Here is a 23,728-nt window from a genome sequence, read left to right as displayed (position 1 = left end):
ACACGCGATGGCGTTCGGCGAGGTCACGGTCATCCCGGTCAACGGGCACGGTCCCGAAGACGTCGTGGTCGACGACCAGGGGCGCGTCTACACCGGCGTCGACGACGGGCGGATCCTGCGCGTCTCGCCGGACGGCAAGAGGATCGACGTCCTCGGCGACACCGGCGGCCGCCCGCTGGGGCTGGAGTTCTACGGCGACGATCTCCTGATCTGCGACGCCAAAGCCGGACTGCTGACGATGCCGCTCGCCGGTGGCGACATCACCACCCTGGCGACTTCGGCGGTGGGCCTCGACTTCGTGTTCTGCAACAACGCCGCCGTGGCCGCCGACGGCACGGTGTACTTCACCGACTCGTCGCGGCGGTTCGGCATCGAGAAGTGGCGCGACGACCTGATCGAGCAGACCGGCGGCGGACGGTTGCTGCGCCGGACCCCGGACGGGAAGATCGAGCAGCTCGCCGACGGTTTCCAGTTCGCCAACGGCGTCGCGCTGCCGCCCGACGAGTCCTATGTGGCCGTGGCCGAAACCGGCGCCTACCGGGTCGCTCGCGTATGGCTCACGGGCGACCGGGCGGGCACGCGGGACTACCTCGTCGACGACCTTTGGGGCTATCCCGACAACATCTCGACCGGCAGCGACGGACTGATCTGGATCACCGTGGCGAGCCCGAAGGTGCCCGCGCTTTCCTTGATACAGAAGCTCCCCGCGCCGCTGCGGGCCGGTGTCCGCGCGCTGCCGACGTCGCTCCAGCCCGCGCCCGCGCGGGAATGCGGGGTGCGCGGGGTGACTCCGGACGGGAAGCAGGTCCACGAACTGCGCGGGGAGATCGACGGGTTCCATGTCCTCGTCGGGGTCCGGGAACGGGCGGGGAAGCTGTACTTCGGCTCCCTGGAGGACAACGCGATCGCCGTCACGTCAGTCTAGGCAGAATTCGTTGCCCTCCGGGTCGTTCATCACGATGAAACCGAGGCTCAGCGGCTGCTCGGGCTCGAAGCGCTGAATCCGCTTCGCCCCCAGCGCGACCAGCCTTTCGCACTCGGCCTCGAGTGCCGCCATGCGCTCGTCCCCCTCGAGACCGGGAGCGGCGCGGAGATCGAGGTGGATGCGGTTCTTGGCGATCTTGTCCTCCGGGACCTGCTGGAAGAAGATCCGCGGCCCCACGCCGTCCGGGTCCTGGAGGGCCGACCTGCTGTTGCGCTGCTCCACGGGCACGCCGACCCGCTCGAGGAACTCGTCCCACGCGTCCAGCGGATCGGTGCCCTCGGGCACTTCGACCCCCGGCGGGCCGGGGTGGACGTAGCCCAGGGCGTCGCGCCAGAAGGTCGACAGGGCTTTCGGGTCGAGGGCGTCGAAGCTGACCTGGAATTCGCGGCTCTTGCGGTTCATGGGACCACTCTGACATGCCTAGCGGACAGGATCGGTCCGCTATCTCTGACAGAGTGGGTGACATGGAGGACGAGCGGGGCACGACCGAGCGGGTGCTCACCCTGCTCGGACTGCTGCAGCAACGCGCGGTGTGGACCGGTCCCGAACTGGGCGAACGGCTCGGCGTCACCCCGCGCACGATCCGGCGGGACATCGAGCGGCTGCGCGCCCTCGGCTATCCGGTGCAGGCCAGCAACGGCGTCGGCGGTGGCTACCAGCTCGGCCCCGGCCACGACATGCCGCCACTGTTGCTGGACGACGAGGAGGCGATCGCCACCGCGGTCTCCCTGCTCGCCGGCGCGGGCAGCGGTGACGCCGCGCTCCGGGCCCTCACCAAACTGGACCGGGTGCTGCCGACCAGGCTCCGGCACGAGGTCCGCGCGCTCTCCGGCTCGGTGGTCTCATTCGACGGAAGCCGCGCGCCGATCGACCCCGACGTGCTCATGACACTGGCGCGCGCGTGCCGCGACGAGGTCGAGGCGGGCTTCGGCTATCCGTCCTCCTCGGGTTTCACGGTGCGACGGGTCGAGCCGTACCGGTTGGTGGCCTCGGGACGGCGTTGGTATCTCTTGGCTTTCGACCTCGACCGTGACGACTGGCGCACTTTCCGCGTCGACAAGATGACGGACGTTTCCGCGCGATCTTGGCGTTTCCGTCCGCGTCCGGCGCCTGATGCGGCGGCTTATGTGCAGGAGAACGTGGCGAGCCGGGTCTATCAGCATCAGGCGCGGTTTTTGGTGCACGCGCCCGCTTCGGTCGTGCGGGCGCAGATCCCGGCGTCGGCCGCGGTGGTGCGGGAACGGGGGGACGCGCGGTGCGAGGTTTTGAGCGGGGCGGGGGATCTCGACTTCCTGCTGATGCACGTGGTGGTGCTGGGGCATTCCTTCGAGGTGATCGAGCCGGTGGAACTGGAGGAACGGTGCCGGATTCTGGCCGAACGGTTGCTTTCGGCTGGGGGTTCCGTTCGCGAGTGACCCGCATTTAGAGGACTAATGCGGTGCGGGCCGGGCCCGGTCGCGGTCTGGGCCCGGCGTTGCGAAAGCCACTTTCGCACCCCTCAACGTTGCGAAAGTGGCTTTCGCAACGCCTGATCGCCGGCTGCGCTGACCGGACGTAGCGAAGGCCTCCTTCACTACCTTCAGGGTAGGTAAGGAGGCCTTCACGGAAGGCGCGCATTTAGAGGACTAACGCGACCCCCGTCTAGCGCCCGGTCCATTGAGGGGAGCGCCCGGCCGCCCAGGCGGCATAGAACTCCCCGTGGTCCTTGGCGGTCATCAGCAAAGCCTGCGTGATCGCCTCGAGCTCGATGGAGCTCCCCAGGTCCATGTCCTGCTCGCGCGTCAGCAGCACCTTCGTGGTGCTGTACGCCAGAGCCGGGCCATCGGCCAGACGCCGTGCCAGCGAAGAAGCCGCGGAAGGCAAGTCGGAGTCGGGGACGACCTGCGAAGCCAGCCCGATGGCCTCGGCCCGCGCGGCGTCGATCTTGTCGCCCAGCATCAGCAACTCCGTCGCCCGCCCCAAGCCGACCAGCCGCGGCAGCAGGTACGCCGAGCCCATGTCCGCCCCGGCCAGCCCGACCTTCGTGAACAGGAAAGCGAACTTCGCCGACGAGGCCAGCAGCCGGAAGTCACTGGCCAGCGCGATCACCGAGCCCGCGCCCGCCGCAACGCCGTTCACCGCGGCGATCACCGGGATGGGGCACTCGCGCAGCGCTTTCACCACCGCGCCGGTCATGCGGGTGAACTCCAGCAGCTCCGCGGACTCCATTTTCTGCAGTTCGCCGATGATCTCTTCGACGTCGCCGCCGGAGCAGAACCCGCGGCCGCGGCCGGTGATGACCAGCACCCGGACGTCGCCGCGGTGCGGCAGTTCGGCCAGCAGGTCGCGGAGGTCCGCGTAGATGTCGAAGGTGAGCGCGTTCAGTTTTTCGGGGCGGTCCAAGGTGACCGTGGCGACGCCATCGTCCACAGTGAACTCGAAATGTTCCCAGTTCGCCGTGATCGGCGGCGTGGCGCGGAACGGGCTCATGATTGGATCCCACCTCCATCGAGGACGAGTGTCTGTCCGTTGATCGCGGCGGCTTCGGCGGCCGCGAAGAAGGTCACCGCGTGGGCGACCTCGTCTGGTTCGAGCAGGCGGCCGAGCGGGGACGCGGCGGCGAGGGCGGCTTCCGCGCCGGCTTCGTCGCGGCCGGTCCGTTCCTGGATCCGGGCCATCGAGGCGGCCGTCATGTCCGTGCGCACGAAGGCGGGGCAGACGGCGTTCGCGGTGACGCCGGTGCCCGCGACCTCGGCGGCGGTGGCGCGCATCAGGCCGACGGCGGCGTGCTTCGAGGCCGTATAGCCCGCCGTGTAGCGGTAGCCGATGTGCGACGCCGTCGAGGCGACGGTGACGATCCGGCCGGTGTCGCGCGAGCGCATGCCGGGCAGAACCGCCCGTGTGCACAGGAAAGCGCCGGTCGCGTTGACCTCGATCTGGGTCCGCCACTGGTCCAGCGACGTCTTCGCCAGCGGCGCGCTCGCCGAGATCCCGGCGTTGTTCACCAGGACGTCCACCGGTCCGAGGCCGTCGAAGTACCGGGCGACGGCGTCCTCGTCGGTGACGTCGCAGTCGGCCCGGCCGGGGGCGTGCACCTGGTCGCCGGCGGCCTGGAACCGGGCGGCGATGGCCGCGCCGATCCCGCGCGTTCCGCCGGTGACGACGACGATCCTGCTCACTCTGCCTCCACCCGGCGCAGCGCGCGCCGATCGAGTTTTCCGTTGGCGGTGCGGGGGAGTTCGGTCACGAACACCACCTCGCGCGGATATTTGTGCTTCGCCAGATGTGTCCGCACGTGGTCCTTCAGTTCTTCCGGGGTGACGGAAAGGCCTTCCGCCAGGACGACGCACGCCCGCGGGACCACCAGGCCGTCGACGCTCACGCCCAGTACCGCGCAGTCGACGACGGCGGGATGACCGATCAGGCAGTCTTCGATCTCGCTCGGCGCGACGAACACGCCGGACACCTTCAGCAGGTCGTCGGCCCGGCCGTGGTGGTGGAAGTACCCGTCGGCGTCGCGGCTGAAGAGGTCGCCGGTACGCACGGTGTCGCCGTGGAACGTCCGCGCGGTCTTCTCCGTGTCGCCGTGATACTCGCGGGCGATGGTCGGACCGGTGACCTCCAGGGTGCCGATCTCGCCGTCCGGCAAGGGATCGTCACTCTCGTCGAGGATGCGGGCGGTGTAGCCGGGGACCTCGCGGCCGAGGCTGCCGACCCGCTGCGCGCCGGGCACATTGGACAGATAGATGTGGTACGCCTCCGAGGAGCCGATCCCGTCGATCACCGGGACACCGAACAGGTTGTCCCACTTGCGATGCAGCTCCGAAGGCAGCGCCTCGCCCGCCGACGTCGCGAGCCGCAGAGAGCTCATGTCCACTCCTGCCGCCGAAGGATGGGCGATCATCGCGCTCATCATGGTCGGCACGTTGACCAGGATCGTCGGCCGGTGGCGCTCGATCAGCGAGAACAGCAGCTCGGCGGTGCTGCGCTGCGGGAACACGATCCCGGAAGCGCCCACGCCGAACGGGAACAACGCGGTCAGATCCCGCGCGTAGCCGAAGAACAGCTTGGGCACGGCCAGTACACGGTCGTCCTCGCGAAGGCCGAGCACGCCGAGCGCGTACCGGTCGAAACTTTCCAGCGCACTGCGCGCCGGGTGCACGCACGCCTTGGGCGAACCGGTGCTTCCGGTGGTGAACTTCCAGATCGCGACGTCGTCCAACGAAGTCGGAGCGGCTTCCAGTTCCGCGGAGGCCGAAGCGACCAGCGAGGCGAACGAGTGCTCACCGGGCTCCAGGGCGATGTCGCCGATCACCAGCAGGTTCCGCGCCCCGGCCTCGCGCAGCGCGGGCAAGGTCGCGGCATCGGCGACGACGACCACGGCCTCGGTGTAGTTCAGGTAGTACGCGTAATCCTTGGGCTGCAGGAAAGAATAGACCTCGGCGGTGACCGCGCCGATCTTCTGCGCCGCGTACCAGACGGCCACGAACTCGATGCTGTCGTTCAGCGCCAGCAGGACCCGTTGTCCACTTCGGACACCGAGCTCCCGCAGCACGTTCCCGGCCCGGTTCACCCGCGCCGCCAAATCCGCGTAGGTGACTTCCTCGTCACCGCACACCAACGCCGTGCGGGAACCGGGGAGGCGGTCCACGAAATGGGTCGCCAGATTGAAGGTCATACCAGCTCCCGGATCGCTTCGACCAGGATGTCGGTGAGCACCGAGAAGGTCTTCTCGCCTTCTTCGGCGGTCGCCTGGGCGGGGGTTCCGCAATAGGCCTCGGTCATCCCGGCCGAGGCGAAGTCGGTGACCCCGCCGCGCGCCAGGTCGACGTGGACGGCGGGCAGGTCGCGCTGGACGACGGCGTCCACGAGGTCCGGCCGGTCGGCGAGCACCAGCGACGTCTCGTACTGCCCGGCATGACACTCGCCGGAGCGGAACTCGTCGGTGAGCCGCGCCGCGTACCGGCGGCGGACCAGGTCCACGAGGCCGACGCCCGCGGTTTCCGCCACCCGCCGCAGTACGGCGAGGTGCGCGGGCTCGAAATGGTTGTTGACCAGCAGGATCCGGGGGAGTCCCTGCTCGGCGAGCGCGCCGCAGATCTCGGTCAGCAGCGCGTGCAGCGTCTCCTCGCCGATCGAGATGCCGCCCGCGAACCCGGCCGCGAACCGGGTCACGCCGTAGGGCATCTCTGGCAGGATCAGCACACGAACGCCGGGGTCGCCCGCCAGCCGCGCGGCGGCGCGCTCGCACATTCCCCGTGAGATCAGGGGATCGGTGCCCAGCGGCGCGTGCGGTCCGTGCGGTTCGACGGCGCCCACCGGCAACAGCAGCACGGGAACGCGCGCGTCGGACGCGAGCGCGGCGACCTGGCGCGAGCTCAAATCCGCGAAGTACGTCACTCGAATCAAGCTACACCGCAGCGGCCTGAGGTGTATAGAGTTGCTCGCATGCCCGAATCGGCCACACCTCACGGCGACCCAGGTCCCCAGGAACTGGTGATGACGCTGCTCGGCACCTACGTGTCGCCGCGCGAGAGCCGCCGTGTCTGGTCCGGCGGCCTGGTCGGCGTGCTCGCCGGGCTGGGCTACTCCGACGGCGCGGCGCGGATCGCGCTGGCCAGGCTCGCCCGCCGCGATCTGCTCGCGAGACACAAGTCGGGCAGGCTCGTCCACTACTCGCTGACCCGCCGCACGATCGCGTTGCTGGACGACGGCGACCGCCGGATCTTCTCCCTCGGCAGGCGCGAACGCGAGGTCGGGGAGTGGACGGTCCTGTGGCAGAGCATCCCCGAAAGCCGCCGTCAGGCCCGGGAACGGCTGGTGCGACGGCTGCGCTTCCTCGGTTTCGGCCCGGTACAGGACGGCACCTGGATCGCCCCGCACGACCGCGAGGCCGAGGTGCTCGCCCTGCTGGCCGAATTGGACGTCTCCGAACACGCCGGGCTGATGCTCGGGACACCGTCGGCGGGGCTCGACGTCCGGCGGTTCGCCGGCCGGGCCTGGAACCTCGACGGCCTCGCCGCGCGTTACGACGCGTTCGTCCGAGATTTCGGCGGATATTCAGGCGACCTGCCTGACGCCGAGGCGTTCCAGGTCCGAACCTGGCTGACGCACACCTTCCGCGCCTTCCCGTCGCTCGATCCGGAACTCCCGGTCGGGCTGGTGCCCGCTCCGCCGAGCCGGGCGGCCGCGGTCGAGCTCTTCCACGATCTTTACGAGGCGCTGGCACCGGCGGCACAGCGCCACTTCGATGAGGTGACCGAACCATGAACGACACTCAGGCGGCATTGAGTTACACGTCCTACCTTTCGCTGGACGAAGTGCTGGACGCGCAGCATCCGAGGTCCGACGAACACGATGAACTGCTCTTCATCGTGATCCACCAAGTGTATGAACTTTGGTTCAAACAAGTTCTCCACGAGGCGCTTTACCTGCAGGAGCAACTCGAAGCGGGTAACACCGCTCACGCCACCCGCACGCTGAGGCGAATCCTGACTATCTTCAAGGTGGTGGTCGCGCAGATCGATGTGCTCGAGACGATGACTCCGAGCCAGTTCACCAGCTTTCGCGCGCGACTCGACGCTTCGAGCGGGTTCCAGTCGGCTCAATTCCGCGTACTGGAGGCCGTTCTCGGCCGCCGGGACGAGCGGGTGTTCGCGCATTACCCCGAGGGCGGTGACCAGCGTGCCCAGATCGCGGACGCGATGGCACGGCCGTCGCTCTTCGATTCCTTCGTCACGTACCTCGCGGTGAAGGAGTACGACGTCCCGACCGGGCGCGATGTCACCAAGCCACTCGAACCCTCTCCGGCGCTCCAAGAGGTTCTGCTGCGGGTGTACCGCGACGACACAGGGCCGTCCGTCGTGGCGGAGCACCTGGTCGATCTGGACGAAGGGATGCAGGAGTGGCGGTATCGGCACGTGAAGATGGTCGAGCGCACCATCGGAGACAAGACCGGGACGGGGGGCTCGTCGGGCGCGCACTACCTGCGTTCGACGCTTTTCTCCCCGATGTTCCCGGACCTCTGGGCGGTGCGGAGCAGGCTTTGACGAACCTCGACGAACTCCGCCGCGACCCCAACGCGCTCGCGGCGCATTACACGGAATTCGGTGTGGCGGACCGGATCCTGTTGACCGGGCACTCGCACCAGGCATGGCCGGACGTCGCGCGGGAAGGTCTTCTCGAGGCCTTCGCCGACGCGGCCGAAGAGGTCGACACGAAATGGGACCGGGCCTTCGCGAAGGCCGACGAGCTGCGGGCCGGGTTCCGGGCGCTGCTCGGTGACCCGCACGGCGGCATCGCGCTCGGCGCCAGCACCCACGATCTGGTGATCCGGTTCCTGTCGGCGATGGACCTGCGCGGGCGCCCGCGCCTGATCACCACCGACGGGGAGTTCCACACGCTGCGCCGTCAGCTGGCGCGACTGGCCGAGGAAGGTGTGGAGGTCGTCCGCGTCCCCTCGGCACCGGTCGCCACCCTGGCCGAGCGTGTCGCGGCCGAGGTCACCGAAGACACCGCCGCCGTCCTCGTGTCGGCCGTGCTGTTCGAGACCTCCCGGCTCGTGCCGGGCCTGGCCCACCTCGCCGACGTCTGCCTCTCGAAGTCGGTGAACCTCGTCGTCGACGCGTACCACGCGCTCGGCGTCGTCCCGTTCGCGCTGCACGACCTCGGGCTCACCAACGCCTGGGTCCTCGGCGGCGGCTACAAGTACCTCCAGCTCGGCGAGGGCAACTGCTTCCTGCGGATGCCCGCGCACGCGCAGGAACTGCGGCCGGTCGTCACCGGCTGGTACGCCGAATTCGGCGCGCTCGCGGACGAGCGCCGACCCGGCCAGGTCGCCTACGCCAGTGGTTCGGACAGGTTCGCCGGGGCGACCTACGACCCGACGAGCCACTACCGGGGCGCTCGCGTGTTCCGGTTCTTCGCCGAGCAAGGGCTCACGCCCGAGTTCCTGCGGGAGGTCTCGCGACACCAGGTCGGCTTCCTCGCCGAAGGCTTCGACAAGCTGGGCCTGCCCGAAGACGTCATCACTCGCGACCGCGAGACGCCGCTGGACCGCATCGGCGGCTTCCTGTCCCTGAAGTGCGCGGACGCCGGAGCGTTGCAGGCCGCCCTCGCCGAACGCGGGGTCCGGACCGACAGCCGCGGCGCGTACCTGCGGTTCGGCCCGGCGCCGTACCTTTCCGACGGTCAACTCGACTCCGCACTGCGCATCCTGGGCGAGATCGTCCGCTAGGTTTGCGCTGTGGCACCGTCGCCGCCGGATGACCTTCGTGCGGGGGCTGTGCCTTGTTCCAGGAACTTCGCACGTGAGCCACAAGCCGCGTGCACTCCATGACAAGGAGTCACCACAGTGACCGAAGTGTTCGGCCAAGGTACCGGCCATGAACAGGTCGTCTTCTGCCAAGACCAGGCCACCGGCCTGAAGGCCATCATCGGGATCTACTCGACGGCGCTGGGGCCGTCGCTCGGCGGGACCCGGTTCTACCCCTACGCATCCGAGGACGCCGCGCTCGCGGACGTCCTCGCGCTGTCGAAGGGCATGGCCTACAAGAACGCGCTCGCCGGGCTCGACCTCGGTGGCGGCAAGGCCGTCATCATCGGCGACCCCCACAAGCACAAGTCCGAAGCGCTGCTTCGCGCCTTCGGCCGGTTCGTCCAGTCGCTGGGCGGCCGCTACATCACCGCCTGCGACGTGGGCACCTACGTGCAGGACATGGACATCGTCGCCCGCGAATCGGAGTTCGTCACGGGCCGCTCGCCGGAGAACGGCGGCGCCGGCGATTCCTCCGTGCTCACCGCCTTCGGCACCTACCAGGGCATGCGCGCCTCCGCGGACGCCGTCTGGGGCGTCCCGGACCTCGCGGGCCGCAAGGTCGGCGTCGCCGGGGTCGGGAAGGTCGGGCACATCCTGGTCGGGCACCTGATCGAAGCGGGCGCGCAGGTGGTCATCACCGACGTCTCGCCCGCGGCGATCGAGCGCACCCGCGCGGCGTACCCGGGTGTCGAGGTCGTCGAGGACCTCGACACGCTGATGCGCACCGAACTCGACGTCTTCGCGCCGTGCGCGCTGGGCGGTGTGCTCACCGACGAGACCGTCGCCGAACTCCGCACCAAGATCGTGTGCGGAGCGGCCAACAACCAGCTCGCGCACCCGGGCGTCGACAAGCTGCTCGACGACCGCGGCATCCTCTTCGCGCCGGACTACCTGGTCAACGCCGGTGGCGTGATCCAGGTCGACGACGAGCGGCACGGCTTCGACTTCGCGCGGGCGAAGCGCAAGACGACGGCCATCTTCGACACCACCAAGGCGGTGTTCGCGCTGGCCAAGGCCGACGGCGTGCCCCCGGCGGCGGCGGCCGACCGGCTGGCCGAGCGCCGGATGACCGAGGTCGGCGGGCTGCGGTCGATCCTGACCGTGTAGGTCTCCCAAACGCTATGAAGGGGACTTTCATTGCAAAATTTGCAATGAAAGTCCCCTTCATGGCACGCGGGAGAGGCTGGGACTCAGCCGCTCTTGCGACGGAAGGTGCGCTTGTTCGCGGCGGGCCCGTGCGCGTGCAGGTTCTTGCCGCCCGCGTTCTCGTGGGCCGAGCCGGAGCGGGCCTGAGCCTGCTTGCGCTCCAGCGCCTCACGGAACTTGCGCTTGGTGTCGTCCTCTTCTCCATCCGCTGGGGACGGCGCGGGTTCAGTCATTGCTACCTCCGAGGTGACGACATGTGACAAGTGCCCAGCCTGTCAGGAACCACCACGGATGGCGAGTCGATTTACGTCACCTCGGCGGGGCGGGCAGCTGGACCGGGCCGCCGAACTGGATCCGGTTCCGCAGCAGCGGCCGCCAGCAGTGGTCGCACAGCAGGATCGGCTTCAACCGGTTGCCGCAGTCGACGTGCTCCAGCGTGATGTCGGGTTCCTGTCCCGGCACCTCGAAGCCCCGCGACCACTCGGCGATGAAGGCCAGCGCGGGGAAGAACGCGAGGCCTTTCGCGGTCAGCCGGTAGTCGTGCGCGTCGGTGCGGGTCTTCGCGGTCCCGGTCCGCAGCACGCCGACCTCCACGAGTTTCGACAGCCTGCCCGAAAGCACGCTGGGCCCGATGCCGAGTTCGCGTTCGAACTCCGAGAAGTGCCGGGCCCCGAGCAGCGCGCTCACCACGAGCCCGGTCGACCATCGGTCGCCGAGGAGTTCCATGGTGTCGGGGAAGAACATCAGCGGATCGGCGGCCAGGGACTCGGCGTCCTTGCGGCGGAAGCGTTTCCCCGCCGTCGCTTCGACGACGCCGGTGTCGTCGAGGCGGCGCGCGCGGATGTCGCGGGCGTCGACCCGGCGTTCGCAGGAGGCACAGCCGAGCGGCGCCGACGTCGCCAGTTCGCAGTCGAGGTGGATCAGCGTCGGCAGCACGGCGCGCCGTCCCTCGACCCATTCTCTTTCCCAGGCCCAGATCGAGATCAGCAGCGGCCACAGTTCGAGGCCGCGTTCGGTGAGCCGGTACTCGTGCCGGGTGCGCCGCGCGTCCCGGTACGGCGTGCGGACGAGCATGCCCGCGTCGACCATTTCGCGCAGCCGCCCGGACAACGCGGTGGGCGAGATGCCGAGCCGGAGCCGGAGTTCCTCGTAACGGCGGAAGCGCAGGAAGAGGCTCTGCAGGATCAGCAAGGTCCACTGATCGCCGAGCAGTTCGAGAGCCCGGCGCAGCGGATCGCCCGCCGGCCTGACGCGGTGCGCCGTCGCCTCTGTCACGTAGTTCCCTTCGGATGGTGTGTCGCGCTCAGCGTACTACTGACTACAGCAAACGAAGTCTATTGACAGCTGGCTACAGAAATCATAGTCTCTCAGCCAATCGGTCAACGCGAACCAACCGGGGAGAACCGATGACCAGCACCTCCGAGCAGCCGATCCTGGTGGCAGCCGCCACCGGGGAACCCGAGGTCAACCCGTATCTGATGGGCGTCTACGCCCCGGTCGGCGAAGAGCTCGACGCGAGCGATCTCGAGGTCATCGGCAAGATCCCCGCGGATCTCAACGGGGTGTACCTGCGCAACGGGCCCAACCCCCGGTTCGAGCCGGAGGGCCGCTACCACTGGTTCGACGGCGACGGCATGATCCACGCCGTCCACCTGGAGAACGGCAAGGCCCGCTACCGCAACCGCTGGGTCCGCACCAAGGCGTTCGAGGCCGAATCCGAAGCGGGCAAGGCGCTCTGGAAGGGCGTCATGGAGTCGCCCAAGGACAACCCGTTCGGCAACACGCACGGCCTGAACGTCAAGGACAGCGCCAACACCGACCTGATCTTCCACCGCGGCCAGGTGCTCTCCACCTGGTACATGTGCGGCACGCCGTACGCGGTGGACCCGCTCTCGCTGGAGACGCTGGGCGCCGAAGACTTCCTCGGCACGCTGGTCGGCGACATGATGGCCCATCCGAAGGTCGACGAGCGCACCGGCGAGATGTTCTGGTTCGACTACGGGCCCCGGCCGCCGTACCTGCGCTACGGCGTGATCAGCGCGGACGGCAAGGTCGTGAACACGACCGAGATCGAACTCCCCGGCCCGCGCCTCCCGCACGACATGGCGATCACCGAGAACTACGCCGTTTTGATGGACCTGCCGCTGATCCAGGACATGGAGGCGGCGCGCAACGGGCGCCACAAACTGCTGTTCGACCGGTCGCTGCCGAGCCGGTTCGGGGTACTGCCTCGCTACGGTAACGGTAGCCAGATCCGCTGGTTCGAGGCCAGCCCGTGCTACATCTACCACGTCGTCAACTCCTGGGAGCAGGGCGAGGAAATCGTCCTCGACGTCTGCCGTGTCCAGCGCCCGCAGCCACGCGCGGACGCGCACACCCCGCTCGCCAAAATGCTGTCGTACCTGCGGCTGGACGCCTCGCTGCACCGCTACCGGTTCAACCTGCGGACCGGACAGTGCCTGGAGGCCCAGCTCGACGACGACAACACCGAATTTCCGTCCGTCGACTCGAGGGTGGTCGGCGGCCGGAATCGCTTCTCCTACGCGGTGCACATCTCGCCGGATTCGACGCTCAAGTTCGACGGCCTGGTGTGTTACGACAATCGTGCCGGCACCAAGACCGAATATCGTTTCGGTCCGGGCCGGTGGGGTAGTGAGGCGCCGTTCGCACCTCGCGACGGCGCGGCCGCCGATTCCGATGACGGCTATCTGGTGACTTTTGTCCAGGACGAGCGTGAGGGGCGCTCGGAGCTGGACATCTTCGACGCCGCCGATCTCACTGCCGGACCCGTGGCCAGGGTCCTGTTGCCCCAGCGTGTCCCGCTCGGTTTTCACGCGACCTGGGTCCGGGCGGACCAGCTGGAACCTTCCCGTAAGTGAGTGATCCCCTTTCGCGCCGGCCCACCGCCAGAGGTGTGGGCAGGTGCGCGAGGGCCGGATTAGCCGCCGTCCGAGTCGCCCCTTCCAGGGGGTGGGGCGACTCGGGCACGGCACCGGCCCTGGACCTGGAGAGTGGAACGGCCGATGACGGTCTTCGTACTGGGCGGGGCACAGACCGATTTCGCGCGGAACTTCGCGAAAGAGGGCGGCGGGCTGTTCGAGATGTTCGCCGAAGTGGTGCCGGACGCGCTGGTGGACGCGCAGGTCGAGCCGAACGACATCGGTGTCGCCCACGTCGGCAACCTGGCGGCCGAGTTGTTCACCGGTCAGGCCCAGCTCGGCGGGCTGCTGGTGGCGGCCGTCCCGGATCTGGACGGCATCCCGAGCACCCGGCACGAGGCCGCTTGCGCTTCGGGCGGGACGGCGGTGCTCGCCGCGAGCGCCGACATCGAGTCCGGACGGTACGACGTCGCGCTGGTGACCGGGCTGGAGCTCATGCGCAACACCGACGCGCGGTCCGCGGCGGGCCACCTCGGCTCCGCGGCCTGGGTCGGCGCCGAGGCGCGCTCGGCCGATTTCCCTTGGCCCGTCTTGTTCGCCGACGTCGCCGATGCCTACGACTGGCGGTACGGGCTCGATCCCGGGCACCTCGGCCTGTTCGCCCGCAACGCTTTCGCGAACGCCGCGCTCAACCCGATGGCGCAGGCGCGCGACTGGAGTTTCCCCGACGGTTCGTTCGGTCAGGACGACCGGCTGAACCCCGTCGTGGCGGGCGCGCTGCGCAAGAACGACTGCGGCCGCATCTCCGACGGAGCCGCCGCGATCGTCCTCGCCTCACCGGAATTCGCCGCCGAGTGGGCGAAACGCGTGGGCCGCGATCTCGCCGAAGTCCCGCGACTGGCCGGATTCGGTCACCGGACGGCGCATTTGTCGTTGCGGGGCAAGCTGGATCGCGCCGAAGGACAGGAGTACCTGTTCCCGCATCTGCGGGGCGCGGTGCTCGACGCGTACCGGCGCGCGAAGGTCTCCGGCGCCGAGGAGATGGACGTCGTCGAACTGCACGACTGTTTCACCATCACCGCGCTGGTGGCGCTGGAACATCTGGGCGCGGCCCCGCCGGGAGCGGCGGGACGGCTCGTCGAATCCGGCGGGATCGCGCGGGACGGCGTTCTCCCGGTGAATCCCGGCGGCGGGCTGCTCGGCCTCGGTCACCCGGTCGGCGCGACCGGGGTGCGGATGGTGCACGACGCCGCGCGCCAGGTCGCGGGAACCGCCGGGCCGCTTCAGATCGAGGGCGTGCGGAACGTGCTGACCTTGAACGTCGGGGGATCCTTCACGACCGTGGTCGCGATGGTCGTCGCCCGCTGAACCCACCGGCCGCGATACGCCGCTCCGGTGAGCGTCGCCCCGAGGAAGACCGCGGCGGCGACGCCGGTTTCGAGGGTGAACTGGAGTGCGCCGAGCGATCCGACGGTGAATCCCGAATGGACGCTCCAGGCGATCACCGCCGTCCCGGCCGCGGCGGTCGTGCTCGTCACCGCTCCGGCGACCAGCACGACGAAACCCAGTGCCGCCAAGGACAAGCCGTGACGGTCCGCCGAGCCGAAGAGGCCGGCCACCGACGCCGCGGCGACGACGGCGACACAACCGAACGGGAAACCGAAGCACTCGGGATTCCTCATCCGCCCAGTCAACTCCGCGTGACCGGGCGTGCGGTCAGCGTGAACGTTTTCCCTACGCGTTCGCCGGGATTCTTGACGAAATCCTGATCCCCTCAGGCCTTGCGCGCGTGCGAGGTGATCGTTTCGGCGATCGCGGGCCACAGCTGCCGCGGCAGTTCGTGTCCCATCCCGGGGAACACCACCAGCTCGGCGTCCGGGATCGCTTCCGCGGTCGCCTTCCCGCCGCTGACGTTGATCAGTGGGTCGCTCTCGCCGTGGATGACGAGTGTCGGGACGCGGACTTCGCGCAGCTTCGCCGTCCGGTCGCCCGAAGCGACGACGGCGGCGGCCTGCCGCAACGCACCGGCCGGGTGATTCGCCCGGTCGTAGTTGCGGGTGGCCTTCATCCGCAGGAACTCGTCGTCGGAAGGGTGCCCGGGCGAGCCCACGAGCTTGAACCACGTGACGCCGTCTTCGATGGCCTGCTCACGGGTGGCGGCGGGCGGCCGGGTCAGCCCGGCCAGCGCCTCCGGCTCCGGATGCCCGACCGAGGGGTCGCCGGTGGTCGACATGATCGACGTCAGGCTGAGCAGCCGTTCCGGCGAGTCGATCGCGAGCTGCTGCACGATCATCCCGCCCATCGACGCGCCGACGACGTGCGCGCGCTCGAAGCCGAGCGCGTCGAACAGCCCGGTCACGTCGGAGGCGAGATCCGAGAGCAGGTACGGCGCCGTCGTCAGGTCGCCCGAGGCCAGCGCGGCGAGGTCCGGCACGGGAAGGTCGTCCAGATAGGACGAGAGGCCGATGTCGCGGTTGTCGAACCGGACGACGTGGAAGCCGCCCTCGGCGAGCAGTTCGCAGAAGCCGGTCTCCCAGGTGACCATCTGCGCGCCGAGCCCCATCACCAGGACGAGCGGCGGATCGGCGGGGGAGCCGAAGGTGTCGTACTCGAGTTCGAGGCCGTTCACACGCGCGCGGGGCATGGCACGATCCTGCCGGAAGCCCCCGCCGTACGACCAGTCGAATGCGGTTACGGTAGCCCGCATGCCGACTTTCTCCGAAGACGCGGGTTCGCGACCCCGATCCCGTGCGGCTTCCGGACGGCCGGCGGTCACCAAGGACCGGATCATCGACGCCGCGTTGGAGCTGTCGGCCGAGACCGGGCTGGAAAACTGGACGTTGCGGCAGCTCGCGGCCGCCGTCGACGCCTACCCCGCGGTGGTCTACCACCATGTGGGCGACCGGGACACCGTCGTCGTCGCGGTGCTGGACCGGGTGGTCGGCGAACTGACCCTGCCCGACGAGACCCTGCCGTGGCGCGCCTGGTTCGACGAGTTCCTGCCCACCGTGCGGACCGTGCTGCGCCGCTATCCGGGTTCGGCGCGACGGCTGGCCCTGTTCGGCCCGTCGGTCGCCGCCGCCGTGCCGACCATGAACACCGGCATCGGCCGCCTGCTCGCGGCCGGATTCGGCACCGAGGCGCCGTTCGCCTACAACCTGCTGCTCGCCACCGCCTGTCAGTTCGTCGCGATGGAGGACGACCGCGAGAGCGCGATGGCGCTGCAGATGGACCGGTCCGAGGGCTACGCGGCGTATCGCACCCGCGAAGACCTGCCGGGGATGGCGGCGCTGGGTGAATCGATCGCGGCGCTGGTCGCCGATCCCGATCTCGCGGCCGGCTACTACGAGCGTCTCTACGCTTACGCGGTCGAGCGCTGCATCGACGGGCTGGAGCACCGGCTCACCCAGTTGAACGCATTCGAAAGTTTGACAGAGCCGTGACAGTGAATCGGCGTAGTGTGGAGGGATACCGGTGCTTCGTCACCGGTCCCGAAGCCCCTGGCACCCACCTCCCCCTCGAGGTGCCGGGGGCTTCTCATGTCACTGGCGCGGGGCGGCGCGCTGGATCTCGGGGAACACCTCACCGACCAGCGTGACCAGCGACTTGCTGAGCAGCGTGTGCACCTGCGAGCGGTCGAGCGAACCGCGGACGAGCCATTCGCGGCCCGCCGCCTTGACCATTCCGCCGAACGCGCGGACCAGCGCGTTCAGTTCTTGCCCGTGCTCGCTTTCGCGGGAGAGGCCGACGGCTTCGAGCACCCGGTCGGCCGATTCGCGATCGGCTTCTTCGAGGATCCGTTCGACTTCGAGGTCCCGGCCGATGCCCTCCGGCGCGATCGCGGCCAGCCACATCTTCTCCTGGCTGGTGACCATGTCCAGGAACCAGTCGATGGCGACGTCGGCGCGCAGTTCGAGCGGGCCCTCCGGCAGGATCTCGACGGCGAGGCGCGGCACGGTCAGCGCCCGCCGGATGATCTCCAGGTAGAGCTCACGTTTGGTACCGAAGTAATGGTTGATCAGACCCCTGGCCACCCCGGCCTCCGCCGCGATGTCCGATGTGGACACTTCGGAGTAGGGACGGTCCCCGAAAAGCCTGGCGGCGCAGACGAAGATCTGCTCCTTGCGCTCGTCCGGTTCCAGTCTCCGCCATCTCGGCGCCGGCTCCGTGGTCATACGGCAATCTTCCCACGATCGATTCAGCGCGGCCGGACGGTCGCGGGATTTCTGTGACATGTGAAAGCAAAGTGTAAGTTAATCCGGCGTGTACCGTCTGTTGGCCCGCTGGTCTTTACCGTCTTCTCTCAGGTGGCATGCCGTGCGCGCTGTCGGGGCGCGTTTGCCTCCTACCGGCCCGGCCTGGCGAGTAACCCCCCCTAGCTCGCCAGGCCCGGGCCTTCTTAATGCGGTGAAGGTCTTTCGGCGGGCAAGAGCAGCGTGAACGTCGTCGGCGACGGGCTCGTCAGCCGCAGTCGCCCGCCCTCCGCCTCGGACAGGCTCCGTGCCAGCCGCAGGCCGATCCCGTGGCCTTCCCGCTCCTCGGTCCGTTCTTCGGTCACGAACGGATCGGTCCCGTCCGGGATGGCCCCCTCGTCGCTCACGTCGATGGCCAGCGCCTCACCGGCGTCGCGAGCGACGACGGTGACCGTGCCCCGTCCGTGCGTCGCCGCGTTGTCCAGCAGGACGGCGAGCACCTGCCGCACGGCCGCGTCCGCCGCCCGCGCCGGCAGGGCTTCCCGTCCGCTGATCCGCAGCGCGCGGCCGCGTCCGGCGAGCAGGCCGTGCCAGGTCTGGCGGACCTCCTCGAAGAGTTTGCCCAGGTCGAGCAGTGCGCGCGGCGCCCTGGTCTGCTTGGCCAGCGCCAGCAGATCGTCGATGGTCCGTTCCAGCCGGTCGGCCGAGGTGATGCCGTCGCGGATCGTGGCGTAGGGGTCGCGATCGGGATTCTCCAGCGCCGCTTCCAGCTGTAGGCGCAGCCCGGTCAACGGCGTCCGCAGCTGGTGGGAGGCGTCGGAGGAGAAGGTGCGTTCCCGTTCCAGCGTCTCGCCGATCCGCTCGGAGGTGACGTCGAGTGCTTCGGCGACCTGATCGATCTCGCGGACTCCGGTCCGGCGCGTGCGCACGGTGAAGTCGCCTTCGCCGAGGCGTTCGGCGGTGACGGCCAGTTCTTCCAGCGGCCGGGTGAGCCGGGTGGCGATCCGGCGGCCGATCAGCCAGCTGGCCCCGATCGCGATGAGGGCGAGCCCGGCCATCTTCAGCCAGGTCAGCCGGATCCGGGTGTCCAGCTCGGACCGGGGATGGGCGGCACGGACCACCCCGACCAGCGCCGCCCCGCTGAGCACCGGGACGGCGAGGACCACTTCGTCGCCGAGCCTCCCGGTCGCCATGTCGGTGTCGTGCGCCTCGCGGACGAACCGGTCTTCGGTCGCCGGGCCGTCGCCGGTCAGGAGCCTGCCGGTCGGCGTGTAGACCGCGACCCGGATGCCGTGGATCCGATCTTCGCCCTCGTCGGCTTCGACCGGTCTGAGTTCCGGGGTCCGGCCGTTGGCCAGTTCGCCGGTCACCGCGAGGGCGACGGTGTCGGCGGCGCGTTCGAGGTCGTGGGTGGACATCCCCTCGTGGAACCTGCCGACCGCGATGGCCAGCGGCACCCCGAAGAGGGTGATCGCCAGCACCGCAGCCAGCACGGTGAGGGTGACGATCCGGCGGCGCACGGACAGAGTGTGGCCGACGAGGACGAGGATCACCCACCCGAAGCGATATTTTGCCGTCCGTTGACCTGAGATCAAGGCGATGTTGACCCCGTTCGCCTTACCTTGGGGCCATGCGCCGACGTGCCGCCGTCATGGCAGGCCCGGGGCCCGGATCCGTCCCCCTCGTCCGGTTCGCCGTCCCGGGCGAGTGTGTGGCCGTGCTGCCCGCCGGAGGTGGGGAAACCCCCGGTGGCGGTCCCGGCGTCGGCGTCCTGCTCAGGCGCGGGAACCTCTTCGGCCATCTCACCGTCGAGCAGAACGTCTTGCTGGCGGGAAGGCTCGCCGCCCGTCGCGCCCCCGAAAACGCCGGTGACCTGCTCGAACTGGCCGGGCTGGCCGGCCGCGGTGACGCCTATCCCGGCACGCTGTCGGCGCTGGAAGGCGCGCGGGCCGGCGTCGCCGTCGCGCTGGCCGGGGCGCCCGAGGTACTGCTCGCCGACGAACCGGCGGGTGAACTCGACGGGCTCGCCGCACTCGAACTGATGGACCTGCTGTGCGCCGTCGCGACCCGCGGGACGGCCGTCGTCGTGGCGACCCGCGACCACGGGATCGCCGCGGCCGCGCACCGGATCGTGAGAGTGGCGTGACGGCACCTCTGGTCCGCACCGACGAGCTGGCGCACACCTATGGCTCGGGGCTGACCGCGGTGGTGGCCGTGCACGGCGTCAGCTGCGTGATCGGCACGGACACCCGCGCGGTGGTGACCGGCCGGGCCGGTGCCGGGAAGACCACGCTGCTGCACCTGCTCGCCGGGATGAAGAAACCGACGGCGGGCACGATCGACTGGCCCGCGTTCGAGCCGTCCCCGCCGGGGCCCGACCTGATCGGGCTGGTCCTGCAGGACGGCGGGCTGCTGCGCGATCTCGACGTCCGGCTCAACGTCGCCCTGCCGCTGGTCCTCGCGGGCCGGACCGGCACCGCGGTCCGCGACGCCGTCGACGGCGCGCTGGACCTGGTGGGTCTCACCGGCTTCGCCAAGAAGGCACCCCGTGACCTGAGCGGTGAGCAGATCCGGCTGGCGATCCTGGCCAGGGCGCTCGCGCCCGCGCCGAAACTGATCCTCGCCGACGACCCGGCCGGCTGGCTCGACCGGCGCGAAGGGGAACGGCTTTTCGGCAGGCTCGTGCACGCGGCGGACCGGCTGGCCGCCGGGTTGCTGGTGGCCACGGCCGAACAGGCGCCGCCGGACCTGTTCGGGGAGCACTGGTCGATGGTCGACGGGAAGCTGGTGCGGGACCGGTGATCGCGGCGATGGCGTTGTGGGTCGGCGGGATCGCGCGCGTGCGCCCCGCCAGGCTCGGCGTGCCCGCGGCCGGGGTCGCGATCGTGACCACGCTGCTCGCGGTGCACGGCTGGACCGGGGCACCGGCGCCGCCGTGGGTACCCGCGACGGTGCTCGTGGTGCTGCTGGCCGCCCCGTCGGAGCGTTCACTGCGGGGAGACCAGGACCTGCTGCGGGCCCGCGGCGCGACCGGCGGGCAGGTGCTCGGGCTGGCTTCGGCCGAAGCCGCGGCCGCCGGGCTGGCCGGTGGCGTGGCGGGTGTCGCGCTGTCGCTGGCCGCCGGTTTCCTGCCCGGATCAGGGTTGTCCCTTGTCCGGGAAATCGTTCTCTTGCTGCTCGGCGGCCTGGTCGTCGCGGCCCTCGCCGTCCTGCCGCCGGTGCTGCGCGAGTGGTATTTCGTCCCGGCCGACGACGGGCCGCCCTGGTGGACGGCCTACGGCCTCGACTTCGTCCTGCTCGCGCTCGCGTTCTTCTGGCCGCTGCTCGGCTGGGCGGGCGGCACGATGCTGCTGTGGCGCCTGGTGGAGCTGGGGCTGCGCAAGGGAAAACGGGCGATCGGCGGGGCGCTCAGGCCGCTCGTCTCCGGGCTCGCGGGGGTGCTCGCGCTGTCCATTTCGTGGCGGAGCGCGTTGCTGGCGCGGTCGGTGGCGCTGGTCGCGCTGGCGGTGGCGTTCGCGATCTCGTCCGCCCTCACCAGGGACGGCTGCACCGCGGCGACGGTGGACCGGGTGGCGTCACTCCTGCTCGCCGCGGCCGCCGCGGGACCGTCGTTCGGGCTGGCGCTCAACGAACGCCGCCGCGACCTGCTGATCGTCAGCACCCTCGGCGGGAAACGCCGTCAGGTGGCGACCTTCATCGCGGGCGACGCGCTGATCGTCGGCGGCGGGGGCCTGATCGCCGGGCATCTGCTCGGCGTGTTGTTCGTCCTGCTCACCCCGGTGGAATGGGTGGCTTTCCCCCACGGGTACTTCGGGATGCTGGGCGCGGTCGTGATCGTTTCGTGCGTCGTGGCGTCCGCGCGGATCGCGCAGCTCGCCGCCCGCGACGAAGTGTCCGATCTTCGTGACTACTAGCCCTCGAAGGGCTGTTCGAGGCGGTAGCCGTGGCCGCGCAGGGTCGAAATCCGCGGCGCCTGCTCGGGTGTGGGCGCCGACTCGGCCAGTTTCCGTCGCAGCGCGGCGATGTGGACGTCGAGGGTCTTCGTGGAGCCGTACCAGTGCGCGTCCCACACCTCCGACATCAGGGTGTCCCGGCTGACCGCGACGCCCGGCTGTTCGGCCAGCCGGGCGAGCAGATCGAACTCCTTGGCGCGCAACGGGATCTCCCGTCCGCCGACGCTGACCCGCCGCCCGGCGGTGTCCACCCGCAGATGCCCGACGGCGATCGCGGGCCTGCTCTCCGGCGGGGCCGTCCCGCGCCGCAGGTGCGCCCGCACCCTGGCGAGCAGTTCGCCGAGGCGGATGGGTTTGGTGAGGTAGTCGTCGGCGCCGGCCTCCAGGCCGACGACGACGTCCATCTCCTCCTGCCGGGCGGTCAGGATGACCAGCACGGCGCCGGGGAGCGCCGCGCGCAGCCGCCGGCAGACCTCGACCCCGTCCAGATCCGGCAGGCCGAGATCGAGCAGGACGAAGTCGATGTCGTCGGCCGCCGCGGCCGCGAGCGCGGTGCGGCCGTCCCGCTGCCAGGAAACCTCGTAGCCGTGCAGGCGAAGGGTCGATTCGAGGACGCCGCCGATCGCGTCGTCGTCTTCCACCACCAGCAATTTCGGCATGCGGGGGAGCTTAACCGTTGAACACTGTTCTTTTCGGCCAAGACGTTACGAACACCACCTCGTCCGTAACAGGGCGCTAACGTTTCCCTGTGCGTTTCCGCTGGAGTGTCCATAAAGGACAGAGTGCGGCGGCGGCGAGACACAGCCAGGCGAACACGTCGCCGACACGGGCGTACACGGTCTGTGTTCTCGGCTGTGCCGGCAGATCCGCGACGAGTGTCTGCTGGTCGGTGCGGAAATAGTCGGCTTTCCCGAGTATCCGGCCCTGATCGTCCACAGCTGTGGAAATACCGTGGGTGGAGTGCCGGAAGAGCGAGTAACCGTTTTCCACCGCGCGGAAGACCACTTTCTCCGAGTGCAGTGAGCCGAATCCCTGCCAGTCGTTCGCGGGCACGAGCATCAGCGAGGTCTCTTTGCCCGCGGCCTGGCGCATCAGGCCGGGGTAGTCGGCGTCGTAACAGATGACCGTCGCGAGCCGTCCGTACGGCGAATCCGCGGTGGGCACGACTCCCGGGCCGGGCTTCATCGGTTCCATCGGCGTCGGATGCGTCTTGTCGTAGGTCCACAGCACTTCGCCCGTCGGCCCGACGAGCACGGCCAGATTCCGGATGTACGGAGCTTGGGTGGTGTAGAGCGCGTAGGCGAGCCCGACGTGGATACCCGCTTGTTTCGCTTCGGCGCCGACCCGTTTCAGCAGCTCCGCCTGGTCACGCTCCAGGACACTGGCGTGCGTTTCCGGCCAGATGACGATCTTCGCCCCCGCCGACGCCTGCTGCCGCGTCCTGGTCACGAGATCTTCGGTGACCGGCGCCAAGGCCGTGCCGACCGCGACCGGGTCCGCCGCGACGACTTCCTGTGCCCGCCAGTACTTCACGCCGATCCGCTCCAGTGCGTCGGTACTCGCCGTGTCCGCGGCCGTCGAGGGACTGATCCCCGCGATCCGGACGGTCTGCGTCGTCGGTGCGTCGAACAGCAACCGCACGCCGCCCGCGAGGAACACCAGGCCGAGCACGCAGGCGTGGACGAGCGCCGTGCGCTTGACCCGCGGCCACCCTTCCGCCCAAACGGTGTTCACCACCGAGGCGAACCACGCGAGGACGAAGGTGAGGCCGTACACGCCGGTCACGGACGCCGTCTGGAGCAGCGGCAGGTTTCCGGACTGGGTGCTGCCGAGCGCGCCGAAGTCCCCGAATCCGGTGACGAGGGTGAAGAGATATTCGGCCGCCACCAAGGTCGCCGGGAACACCAAGGTCTTCAGCGGCCCGGCACGGTCGGCGATCAGGCGGTCGGCGAGGAAAGCCGTCGTCTGCAGCACCGCGAGCAGGGTGAAGGCGAGCAAGGCGGACAGGACGAACGCCAGGCCGGTGGCCCCGAGCCAGAACAGTTGCCCGATCAGCAGGGACAGGCCCACGAACAGGATCGCGCGCCGGACGGGGACCTGGCGGGCGTAGCGGAGCAGGAAGAACGGGAACACCCAAGCCGCGAGCGGGACGTTCCAATCGGTGTGGACGGAGAGCAGGAGCAGCGCTGTGCCCAGCCACCAGAGCAGCCGTGGTTTCATACCGCGAACGGTAGGAAACCACGGCCGCCCGGACAGCCGACCTTGGGCAGCGGACG

General features: G+C 69.6%; 25 protein-coding genes. 12 read left to right on the top strand and 13 right to left on the bottom strand.

Translation table 11 applies throughout. The features are described from left to right. Positions 1-7 precede the first annotated feature (7 nt). Positions 8-925: an SMP-30/gluconolactonase/LRE family protein gene (locus ACLJRM_RS17265; protein ID WP_101605801.1), complete on the top strand. Its 918-nt coding sequence runs from the start codon at positions 8-10 to the stop codon at positions 923-925. Here the strand turns inward: ACLJRM_RS17265 and ACLJRM_RS17260 are convergent. Further along, the gene (locus ACLJRM_RS17260) at positions 917-1,387 is read right to left on the bottom strand and encodes a VOC family protein (protein ID WP_410663582.1); all 471 of its coding nucleotides are present in this window, start codon (positions 1,385-1,387) and stop codon (positions 917-919) included. The genes ACLJRM_RS17265 and ACLJRM_RS17260 overlap by 9 nt on opposite strands. A gap of 62 nt (positions 1,388-1,449) precedes the next feature. On the opposite strand from ACLJRM_RS17260, the gene ACLJRM_RS17255 reads away from it, so the two are divergent. Then, positions 1,450-2,400: a helix-turn-helix transcriptional regulator gene (locus ACLJRM_RS17255; RefSeq protein WP_410663581.1), complete on the top strand. Its 951-nt coding sequence runs from the start codon at positions 1,450-1,452 to the stop codon at positions 2,398-2,400. Between the two features lie 226 nt (positions 2,401-2,626). Here ACLJRM_RS17255 and ACLJRM_RS17250 read toward each other — a convergent pair whose 3' ends face one another. From ACLJRM_RS17250 to ACLJRM_RS17235, 4 genes are read right to left on the bottom strand one after another with little or no spacing between them, the layout of a single operon-like run. Further along, positions 2,627-3,454 (bottom strand): enoyl-CoA hydratase family protein, encoded by an 828-nt coding sequence (locus ACLJRM_RS17250; RefSeq protein WP_410663580.1) that lies wholly within the window; start codon positions 3,452-3,454, stop codon positions 2,627-2,629. Beyond that, positions 3,451-4,143, bottom strand: a complete 693-nt coding sequence (locus ACLJRM_RS17245; RefSeq protein ID WP_410663579.1) for an SDR family NAD(P)-dependent oxidoreductase — start codon at positions 4,141-4,143, stop codon at positions 3,451-3,453. Before ACLJRM_RS17245 ends, ACLJRM_RS17250 begins: the two co-directional genes overlap by 4 nt. After that, positions 4,140-5,642 (bottom strand): benzoate-CoA ligase family protein, encoded by a 1,503-nt coding sequence (locus tag ACLJRM_RS17240; RefSeq protein ID WP_410663578.1) that lies wholly within the window; start codon positions 5,640-5,642, stop codon positions 4,140-4,142. Before ACLJRM_RS17240 ends, ACLJRM_RS17245 begins: the two co-directional genes overlap by 4 nt. Beyond that, positions 5,639-6,364, bottom strand: coding sequence for a creatininase family protein (locus tag ACLJRM_RS17235; RefSeq protein ID WP_410604006.1), 726 nt, complete (start codon positions 6,362-6,364; stop codon positions 5,639-5,641). Before ACLJRM_RS17235 ends, ACLJRM_RS17240 begins: the two co-directional genes overlap by 4 nt. Positions 6,365-6,412: 48 nt before the next feature. Between ACLJRM_RS17235 and ACLJRM_RS17230 the strand changes: the two genes are divergently transcribed. The 4 genes from ACLJRM_RS17230 to ACLJRM_RS17215 all read left to right on the top strand — a co-directional run bounded on the left by ACLJRM_RS17230 (position 6,413) and on the right by ACLJRM_RS17215 (position 10,388). After that, positions 6,413-7,234, top strand: coding sequence for a PaaX family transcriptional regulator C-terminal domain-containing protein (locus ACLJRM_RS17230; protein WP_101605808.1), 822 nt, complete (start codon positions 6,413-6,415; stop codon positions 7,232-7,234). Then, the gene (locus ACLJRM_RS17225) at positions 7,231-8,013 is read left to right on the top strand and encodes a tryptophan 2,3-dioxygenase (RefSeq protein WP_101605809.1); all 783 of its coding nucleotides are present in this window, start codon (positions 7,231-7,233) and stop codon (positions 8,011-8,013) included. The genes ACLJRM_RS17230 and ACLJRM_RS17225 overlap by 4 nt, the downstream gene beginning before the upstream one ends. Continuing rightward, entirely contained in the window at positions 8,010-9,200 is a 1,191-nt protein-coding gene (locus tag ACLJRM_RS17220; protein ID WP_101605810.1) for a kynureninase, read from the top strand. Before ACLJRM_RS17225 ends, ACLJRM_RS17220 begins: the two co-directional genes overlap by 4 nt. 117 nt (positions 9,201-9,317) lie before the next feature. Beyond that, positions 9,318-10,388 carry a Glu/Leu/Phe/Val family dehydrogenase gene (locus tag ACLJRM_RS17215; RefSeq protein WP_410604008.1) on the top strand — a complete coding sequence of 357 codons (1,071 nt, stop codon included), beginning with the start codon at positions 9,318-9,320 and terminating at the stop codon, positions 10,386-10,388. 83 nt (positions 10,389-10,471) lie between these two features. On the opposite strand, the gene ACLJRM_RS17210 is transcribed toward ACLJRM_RS17215, so the two are convergent. Together ACLJRM_RS17210 and ACLJRM_RS17205 are read right to left on the bottom strand one after the other, a co-directional pair. Then, the gene (locus ACLJRM_RS17210) at positions 10,472-10,660 is read right to left on the bottom strand and encodes a DUF5302 domain-containing protein (protein ID WP_076164687.1); all 189 of its coding nucleotides are present in this window, start codon (positions 10,658-10,660) and stop codon (positions 10,472-10,474) included. A gap of 76 nt (positions 10,661-10,736) precedes the next feature. Next, entirely contained in the window at positions 10,737-11,702 is a 966-nt protein-coding gene (locus tag ACLJRM_RS17205) for a winged helix-turn-helix transcriptional regulator (RefSeq protein WP_101605812.1), read from the bottom strand. 131 nt (positions 11,703-11,833) lie between these two features. Between ACLJRM_RS17205 and ACLJRM_RS17200 the strand changes: the two genes are divergently transcribed. Together ACLJRM_RS17200 and ACLJRM_RS17195 are read left to right on the top strand one after the other, a co-directional pair. Continuing rightward, positions 11,834-13,306 (top strand): carotenoid oxygenase family protein, encoded by a 1,473-nt coding sequence (locus ACLJRM_RS17200; protein WP_101605813.1) that lies wholly within the window; start codon positions 11,834-11,836, stop codon positions 13,304-13,306. A 144-nt stretch (positions 13,307-13,450) separates the two neighbouring features. Continuing rightward, complete coding sequence (locus ACLJRM_RS17195; protein WP_101605814.1) at positions 13,451-14,674, top strand: acetyl-CoA acetyltransferase; 1,224 nt, start codon at positions 13,451-13,453, stop codon at positions 14,672-14,674. Here the strand turns inward: ACLJRM_RS17195 and ACLJRM_RS17190 are convergent. Then, positions 14,590-14,988 carry a hypothetical protein gene (locus ACLJRM_RS17190; protein WP_101605815.1) on the bottom strand — a complete coding sequence of 133 codons (399 nt, stop codon included), beginning with the start codon at positions 14,986-14,988 and terminating at the stop codon, positions 14,590-14,592. The genes ACLJRM_RS17195 and ACLJRM_RS17190 overlap by 85 nt on opposite strands. Positions 14,989-15,080: 92 nt before the next feature. After that, complete coding sequence (locus tag ACLJRM_RS17185; protein WP_101612988.1) at positions 15,081-15,950, bottom strand: alpha/beta fold hydrolase; 870 nt, start codon at positions 15,948-15,950, stop codon at positions 15,081-15,083. A 61-nt stretch (positions 15,951-16,011) separates the two neighbouring features. Here ACLJRM_RS17185 and ACLJRM_RS17180 point away from each other — a divergent pair, with 61 nt between their 5' ends. After that, complete coding sequence (locus tag ACLJRM_RS17180; RefSeq protein ID WP_101605816.1) at positions 16,012-16,749, top strand: TetR/AcrR family transcriptional regulator; 738 nt, start codon at positions 16,012-16,014, stop codon at positions 16,747-16,749. A gap of 99 nt (positions 16,750-16,848) precedes the next feature. On the opposite strand, the gene ACLJRM_RS17175 is transcribed toward ACLJRM_RS17180, so the two are convergent. Next, positions 16,849-17,481 (bottom strand): TetR/AcrR family transcriptional regulator, encoded by a 633-nt coding sequence (locus tag ACLJRM_RS17175; protein WP_101605817.1) that lies wholly within the window; start codon positions 17,479-17,481, stop codon positions 16,849-16,851. 224 nt (positions 17,482-17,705) lie between these two features. Next, positions 17,706-19,052 carry a sensor histidine kinase gene (locus tag ACLJRM_RS17170; RefSeq protein ID WP_101605818.1) on the bottom strand — a complete coding sequence of 449 codons (1,347 nt, stop codon included), beginning with the start codon at positions 19,050-19,052 and terminating at the stop codon, positions 17,706-17,708. 77 nt (positions 19,053-19,129) lie between these two features. Between ACLJRM_RS17170 and ACLJRM_RS17165 the strand changes: the two genes are divergently transcribed. The 3 genes from ACLJRM_RS17165 to ACLJRM_RS17155 are packed head-to-tail and all read left to right on the top strand — an operon-like array spanning position 19,130 to position 21,413. Further along, positions 19,130-19,645, top strand: a complete 516-nt coding sequence (locus ACLJRM_RS17165; protein ID WP_233224295.1) for a lipoprotein ABC transporter ATP-binding protein — start codon at positions 19,130-19,132, stop codon at positions 19,643-19,645. After that, positions 19,642-20,301 (top strand): ATP-binding cassette domain-containing protein, encoded by a 660-nt coding sequence (locus ACLJRM_RS17160; protein ID WP_101605820.1) that lies wholly within the window; start codon positions 19,642-19,644, stop codon positions 20,299-20,301. The genes ACLJRM_RS17165 and ACLJRM_RS17160 overlap by 4 nt, the downstream gene beginning before the upstream one ends. Continuing rightward, positions 20,298-21,413: an FtsX-like permease family protein gene (locus ACLJRM_RS17155; RefSeq protein ID WP_101605821.1), complete on the top strand. Its 1,116-nt coding sequence runs from the start codon at positions 20,298-20,300 to the stop codon at positions 21,411-21,413. The genes ACLJRM_RS17160 and ACLJRM_RS17155 overlap by 4 nt, the downstream gene beginning before the upstream one ends. On the opposite strand, the gene ACLJRM_RS17150 is transcribed toward ACLJRM_RS17155, so the two are convergent. Both ACLJRM_RS17150 and ACLJRM_RS17145 read right to left on the bottom strand, forming a co-directional pair. Beyond that, positions 21,410-22,111 (bottom strand): response regulator transcription factor, encoded by a 702-nt coding sequence (locus tag ACLJRM_RS17150; RefSeq protein ID WP_101605822.1) that lies wholly within the window; start codon positions 22,109-22,111, stop codon positions 21,410-21,412. The two genes, ACLJRM_RS17155 and ACLJRM_RS17150, sit on opposite strands and share 4 nt — an antisense overlap. Positions 22,112-22,187: 76 nt before the next feature. After that, on the bottom strand, positions 22,188-23,672 hold the full coding sequence (locus tag ACLJRM_RS17145) for an apolipoprotein N-acyltransferase (RefSeq protein WP_410663577.1): 1,485 nt from the start codon (positions 23,670-23,672) through the stop codon (positions 22,188-22,190). Positions 23,673-23,728: the final 56 nt, after the last annotated feature.

This window comes from Amycolatopsis sp. lyj-84 (assembly GCF_046549075.1).
Taxonomy (GTDB): domain Bacteria; phylum Actinomycetota; class Actinomycetes; order Mycobacteriales; family Pseudonocardiaceae; genus Amycolatopsis.
The sequence above is the reverse complement of the archived record's forward strand: the minus strand, read 5'-3'. Positions and strand labels throughout refer to the sequence as shown.